Source organism: Burkholderia dolosa, from assembly GCF_902499135.1.
GTDB classification, from domain to species: Bacteria; Pseudomonadota; Gammaproteobacteria; order Burkholderiales; family Burkholderiaceae; genus Burkholderia; species Burkholderia dolosa.
Map to the genome: position 1 here is coordinate 23,845 of NZ_CABVPR010000070.1, position 7,047 is coordinate 30,891.

The window sequence follows — 7,047 nt, forward strand, 5'->3', positions numbered from 1 at the left end:
GATGAACCCGTCCCGCATCTTCATTCTCCGGCCGGTCGGCACCGCCCTTCTGATGGCGGCGATCATGCTGGCCGGCCTCGTCGCGCTGCGCTTTCTGCCGCTCGCCGCGCTGCCCGAGGTCGACTATCCGACCATCCAGGTTCAGACCTTCTATCCGGGCGCGAGCCCCGAAGTGATGACGTCGTCGGTCACCGCGCCGCTCGAGCGGCAGTTCGGCCAGATGCCGTCGCTGAACCAGATGTCGTCGCAAAGCTCGGCCGGCGCGTCGGTGATCACGCTGCAGTTCTCGCTCGACCTGCCGCTCGACATCGCCGAACAGGAAGTGCAGGCCGCGATCAACGCGGCCGGCAACCTGCTGCCGTCCGACCTGCCGGCGCCGCCGATCTACGCGAAGGTCAACCCGGCCGATGCGCCGGTGCTCACGCTCGCCGTCACGTCGAAGACGCTGCCGCTCACGCAGGTGCAGGACCTGACCGACACGCGGCTCGCGATGAAGATCTCGCAGATCGCGGGCGTCGGCCTCGTGAGCCTGTCGGGCGGCAACCGGCCGGCCGTGCGGATCCAGGCGAACCCGACCGCGCTCGCGCAGTACGGGATGAACCTCGACGATCTGCGCACGACGATCTCGAACCTGAACGTGAACACGCCGAAGGGCAACTTCGACGGCCCGACGCGCGCGTACACGATCAACGCGAACGACCAGCTGACGAGCGCCGACCAGTACGACAGCGCGGTGGTCGCGTACAAGAACGGCCGTCCGGTGATGCTGACCGACGTCGCGAAGGTCGTCGCCGGCTCGGAGAACACCAAGCTCGGCGCGTGGGTGAACTCGGAGCCCGCGATCATCCTGAACGTGCAGCGGCAGCCGGGCGCGAACGTGATTCAGACGGTCGACGCGATCAAGGCGCAGCTGCCGAAGCTGCAGGAAACGCTGCCCGCGGCGCTCGACGTGCAGATCGTCACCGACCGCACGACGATGATCCGCGCGGCCGTGCGCGACGTGCAGTTCGAGCTGATGCTCGCGGTCGCGCTCGTCGTGCTCGTGATGTACCTGTTTCTCGCGAACGTCTATGCGACGATCATTCCGAGCCTGTCGGTGCCGCTGTCGCTGATCGGCACGCTCGCGGTGATGTATCTGGCCGGCTTCTCGCTGAACAACCTGTCGCTGATGGCGCTGACGATCGCGACCGGCTTCGTCGTCGACGATGCGATCGTGATGATCGAGAACATCGCGCGCTACGTCGAGGAAGGCGACTCCGGGCTCGAGGCGGCGCTGAAGGGATCGCGGCAGATCGGCTTCACGATCATCTCGCTGACGGTATCGCTGATCGCGGTGCTGATTCCGCTGCTGTTCATGGGCGACGTGGTCGGCCGCCTGTTCCACGAGTTCGCGATCACGCTCGCGGTGACGATCGTGATCTCGGCGATCGTGTCGCTCACGCTCGTGCCGATGATGTGCGCGGCGCTGCTGCGCCATTCGCCGCCGCCGGAGAGCCACCGCTTCGAGGCGCGCGTGCACCGCGCGATCGACTGGGTGATCGCGCGCTACGCGGTCGCGCTCGAATGGGTGCTGAACCGCCAGCGCGCGACGCTGGTCGTCGCGGTGCTGACGCTCGTGCTGACCGGCCTGCTGTACGTGTTCGTGCCGAAGGGCTTCTTCCCTGCGCAGGACACCGGCGTGATCCAGGCGATCACGCAGGCGCCGCAGTCGGTGTCGTACCGCACGATGGCCGAGCGCCAGCAGGCGCTCGCCGCCGAGATACTGAAGGATCCGAACGTCGCGAGCCTGACGTCGTTCATCGGCGTCGACGGCACCAACATCACGCTGAACAGCGGCCGGATGCTGATCAACCTGAAGCCGCGCGACGAGCGCAGCGAGTCCGCGAGCCGGATCATCCGCGATCTGCAGCAGCGCGTGTCGGGCGTCACCGGCATTTCGCTGTACATGCAGTCGGTGCAGGATCTGACGATCGACTCCACGGTCAGCCCGACCCAATACCAGTTCATGCTGACGAGCCCGAACGCCGGCGAATTCGCGACGTGGGTGCCGAAGCTCGTCGCGCGGCTGCAGCAGGAGCCGTCGCTCGCCGACGTCGCGACCGATCTGCAGAGCAACGGCCAGTCGGTCTACGTCGAGATCGACCGTGCGAGCGCCGCGCGCTTCGGCATCACGCCGGCGACCGTCGACAATGCGCTGTACGACGCGTTCGGCCAGCGCATCGTGTCGACGATCTTCACGCAGTCGAACCAGTACCGCGTGATTCTCGAGTCCGAGCCGAAGGATCAGCACTACGCGCAGTCGCTGAACGACATCTATCTGCCGTCGGCCGGCGGTGGCCAGGTGCCGCTGACGTCGATCGCGACGTTCCACGAGCGGCCGTCGCCGCTGCTCGTGTCGCACCTGTCGCAGTTCCCGTCGGCGACGGTCTCGTTCAACCTCGCGCCGGGCGCGTCGCTCGGCGCGGCCGTGAAGGCGATCGAGGCCGCCGAGCAGGCGATCGGCCTGCCCGCGTCGTTCCAGACGCGCTTCCAGGGCGCGGCGCTCGCGTTCCAGGCGTCGCTGTCGAACCAGCTGTTCCTGATCCTCGCGGCGGTCGTCACGATGTACATCGTGCTCGGCGTGCTGTACGAGAGCTACATCCATCCGATCACGATCCTGTCGACGCTGCCGTCGGCCGGCGTCGGCGCGCTGCTCGCGCTGATGATCACCGGCCACGATCTCGACATCATCGGGATCATCGGGATCGTGCTGCTGATCGGCATCGTGAAGAAAAACGCGATCATGATGATCGACTTCGCGCTCGAAGCCGAACGCGTCGAAGGCAAGCCGCCGCGCGACGCGATCTATCAGGCGTGCCTGCTGCGCTTCAGGCCGATCCTGATGACGACGCTCGCCGCGCTGCTCGGCGCGGTGCCGCTGATCGTCGGCTCCGGCGCGGGCTCGGAGCTGCGTCAGCCGCTCGGGATCGCGATCGCGGGTGGGCTCATCGTGTCGCAGGTGCTCACGCTGTTCACGACGCCGGTGATCTATCTCGGCTTCGATGCGCTCGCGCGCCGCGCGCGCGGCTGGTTCGAGCGCCACGGGCCGGCCGCCGGCACGCGTACGGATGCGTGACCGATGAACCTGTCGCGCCCTTTCATCACCCGCCCCGTCGCGACGACGCTGCTCGCGCTCGGCGTCGCGCTCGCGGGCCTGTTCGCGTTCATCAAGCTGCCGGTGTCGCCGCTGCCGCAGGTCGACTTTCCGACGATCTCGGTGCAGGCGTCGCTGCCCGGCGCGAGCCCGGAGACCGTCGCGACCAGCGTGACGAGCCCGCTCGAGCGGCACCTCGGATCGATCGCCGACGTGACCGAAATGACGTCGACGAGCACGGTCGGCAACGCGCGCATCATCCTGCAGTTCGGGCTGAACCGCGACATCGACGGCGCCGCGCGCGACGTGCAGGCCGCGATCAATGCCGCGCGCGCCGACCTGCCCGCCGCGCTGAAGAGCAATCCGACGTACCGCAAGGTCAACCCGGCCGACTCGCCGATCATGGTCGTGTCGCTCACATCGGACACGTCGTCGCCGGCGAAGCTGTACGACGCCGCGTCGACGGTGCTGCAGCAGTCGCTGTCGCAGATCGACGGGATCGGCCAGGTGACGGTCAGCGGCTCCGCGAATCCGGCCGTGCGCGTCGAGCTCGAGCCGCAGGCGCTGTTCCACTACGGGATCGGTCTCGAGGACGTGCGCGCGGCGCTCGCATCCGCGAACGCGAACGCGCCTAAAGGCGCGATCGAATTCGGCCCGAAGCACTACCAGCTCTATACGAACGATCAGGCATCGCAGGCGTCGCAATACCGCGATCTCGTCGTCGCATACCGCAACGGCGCGGCCGTGCGGCTGTCCGACCTGTCGGAAGTCGTCGACGGCGTCGAGGACTTGCGCAACCTCGGGCTGTCGAACGGCCGGCGCGCGGTGCTCGTGATCCTCTACCGCTCGCCGGGCGCGAACATCATCGACACGATCGATCGCGTGCGCGCGGCGCTGCCGCAGCTCACCGCATCGCTGCCGGCCGACATCACGGTCACGCCGGTGCTCGACCGCTCGACGACGATCCGCGCGTCGCTGCGCGACACCGAGCACACGCTGCTGATCGCCGTCGGCCTCGTCGTGATGGTCGTGTTCCTGTTCCTGCGCAACTGGCGCGCGACGCTGATCCCGAGCGTCGCGGTGCCGATCTCGATCGTCGGCACGTTCGGCGCGATGTATCTGCTCGGCTTCTCGATCGACAACCTGTCGCTGATGGCGCTGATCGTCGCGACCGGCTTCGTCGTCGACGACGCGATCGTCGTGCTCGAGAACATCGCGCGCCACATCGAGAACGGCAAGCCGAGGATGCAGGCCGCGTTCGACGGCGCGCGCGAGGTCGGCTTCACGGTGCTGTCGATGAGCATCTCGCTCGTCGCGGTGTTCCTGCCGATCCTGCTGATGGGCGGCATCGTCGGACGCCTGTTCCGCGAGTTCGCGCTGACGCTGTCACTCGCGATCGCGGTGTCGCTCGCGGTGTCGCTGACCGTCACGCCGATGATGTGCGCACGCCTGTTGCCCGAATCGCACGATCCGCGCGACGAAGGCCGCTTCGCGCGCTGGCTCGAACGCGGCTTCGCGCGCATGCAGCGCGGCTACGAGCGCTCGCTGTCGTGGGCGCTGAGCCGGCCGCTGCTGATCCTGCTGATCCTGTTCGCGACGATCGGGCTGAACGTTTATCTGTACGTCGTCGTGCCGAAAGGCTTCTTCCCGCAGCAGGACACCGGGCTGATGATCGGCGGAATCCAGGCCGACCAGTCGACGTCGTTCCAGGCGATGAAGCTGAAGTTCTCCGAGATGATGCGCATCGTGCAGGCGAACCGGAACGTGAAGAGCGTCGCGGGCTTCACCGGCGGCACGCAGACGAACTCGGGCTTCATGTTCGTCACGCTGAAGGATCGCCCCGAGCGCAAGCTGTCCGCCGATCAGGTGATTCAGCAGCTTCGCCGGCCGCTGTCCGAAGTCGCCGGCGCACGCACATTCCTGCAGGCCGCGCAGGACATCCGCGTCGGCGGCCGGCAGAGCAGCGCGCAGTATCAGTTCACGCTGCTCGGCGATTCGAGCGCCGAGCTGTACAAGTGGGCGCCGATCCTGACCGAGGCACTGCAGAAGCGGCCCGAGCTCACCGACGTGAACTCGGACCAGCAGCAAGGCGGCCTCGAGGCGATGGTGACGATCGACCGCGCGACGGCCGCGCGGCTCGGCATCAAGCCCGCGCAGATCGACAACACGCTGTACGACGCGTTCGGCCAGCGCCAGGTGTCGACAATCTACAACCCGCTGAACCAGTACCACGTCGTGATGGAAGTCGCGCCGAAATACTGGCAGAGCCCCGACATGCTGAAACAGGTGTGGATCAGCACGTCGGGCGGCAGCGCGAGCGGATCGCAGACGACCAACGCGGCGGCCGGCACGTTCGTCGCGACGTCGGCCGGCACGTCGAGCGCCGGCACGGGCACGCAGAGCGCCGCGGCCATCGCCGCCGATTCGGCGCGCAACCAGGCGCTGAACTCGATCGCCGCGAGCGGCAAGTCGAGCGCGTCGTCCGGTGCGGCGGTGTCGACGTCGAAGTCGACGATGATCCCGCTGTCCGCGATCGCGACGTTCGGGCCGAGCACGACGCCGCTGTCGGTCAATCACCAGGGGCTGTTCGTCGCGACGACGATCTCGTTCAACCTGCCGCCGGGCGTGTCGCTGTCGCAGGCGACGCAGGCGATCTACCAGACGATGGCGCAGGTCGGCGTCCCGCCGACGATCGTCGGCAGCTTCCAGGGCACCGCGCAGGCATTCCAGCAGTCGATGAACGATCAGCCGATCCTGATCCTCGCCGCGCTGCTGGCCGTCTATATCGTGCTCGGGATCCTGTACGAGAGCTACATCCATCCGGTCACGATCCTGTCGACGCTGCCGTCGGCCGGCGTCGGCGCGCTGCTCGCGCTGCTGCTGTTCAAGACGGAATTCAGCATCATCGCGCTGATCGGCGTGATCCTGCTGATCGGCATCGTGAAGAAGAACGCGATCATGATGGTCGACTTCGCGATCGACCAGACGCGCAACGCCGGCAAGTCGTCGTTCGACGCGATCCGCGAGGCGTGCCTGCTGCGCTTCCGGCCGATCATGATGACGACGATGGCGGCGCTGCTCGGCGCGCTGCCGCTCGCGTTCGGCAACGGCGACGGCGCCGAGCTGCGTGCGCCGCTCGGGATCGCGATCGCGGGCGGGCTGGTGATGTCGCAGGTGCTGACGCTCTATACGACGCCGGTCGTCTATCTGTACATGGATCGGCTGCGCGTGTGGGCCGAGAAGCGCCGCAACCGCCGCGGCAATTCGGGCGGGCCTGCGGTGGCCGGCGAGTGAGGCGCGGCGCCGCCGCGTAAACGACACCCCGAAAGCCGGACTCGGTCCGGGCGTTCGGGGTGTTTTTTTCATGACGACGTACGGCGAGCCGTTTCCGGCTTGAACGCCGGCCGCGATCGGCTATCGTGAATCCATCCGCAACGCGATACCGTCGCCGGGGCTCTGCCATGAACGTCCAGCTGAACCATACGATCGTCTGGTGCCGCGACAAGCGCGCATCGAGCTGCTTTCTGACCGAGCTGCTGGAATTGCCGCCGCCGACGCCGTTCGGCGCGATGCTGGTCGTCCAGCTCGACAACGGCGTGTCGCTCGATTTTTACGAGCGGGACGGCGAGATCGCGAGCCAGCATTACGCGTTTCTGATCGACGATGCCGGGTTCGAGCGCGTGCTCGCGCGGATTCGCGAACGCGGGCTGCCGTACTGGGCCGATCCGGCGAAGCGCCAGCCTGATGACGTCTACCGCCATAACGGCGGCCGCGGCCTGTATTTCGACGATCCGGACGGCCACTTTCTCGAAGTGATGACGCGGCCGTATGCGGTGAACGGCTGATATGACTCCCGCTGTCAATCGGGATTGGTGTTCGGGTTTTCCACGCGTTATTGTTCAAATTTCCTGAGG

General features: G+C 67.2%; 3 protein-coding genes. All 3 read left to right on the top strand.

The annotated features are described in order from the left end of the window. The first annotated feature begins 1 nt into the window (after window position 1). Window positions 2-3,115: an MdtB/MuxB family multidrug efflux RND transporter permease subunit gene (locus tag BUB20358_RS23935; RefSeq protein ID WP_006764717.1), complete on the top strand. Its 3,114-nt coding sequence runs from the start codon at window positions 2-4 to the stop codon at window positions 3,113-3,115. Between the two features lie 3 nt (window positions 3,116-3,118). Next, window positions 3,119-6,427, top strand: a complete 3,309-nt coding sequence (locus BUB20358_RS23940) for an efflux RND transporter permease subunit (RefSeq protein WP_035972701.1) — start codon at window positions 3,119-3,121, stop codon at window positions 6,425-6,427. A gap of 167 nt (window positions 6,428-6,594) precedes the next feature. After that, window positions 6,595-6,978, top strand: coding sequence for a VOC family protein (locus BUB20358_RS23945; RefSeq protein ID WP_035972703.1), 384 nt, complete (start codon window positions 6,595-6,597; stop codon window positions 6,976-6,978). Window positions 6,979-7,047 lie beyond the last annotated feature (69 nt).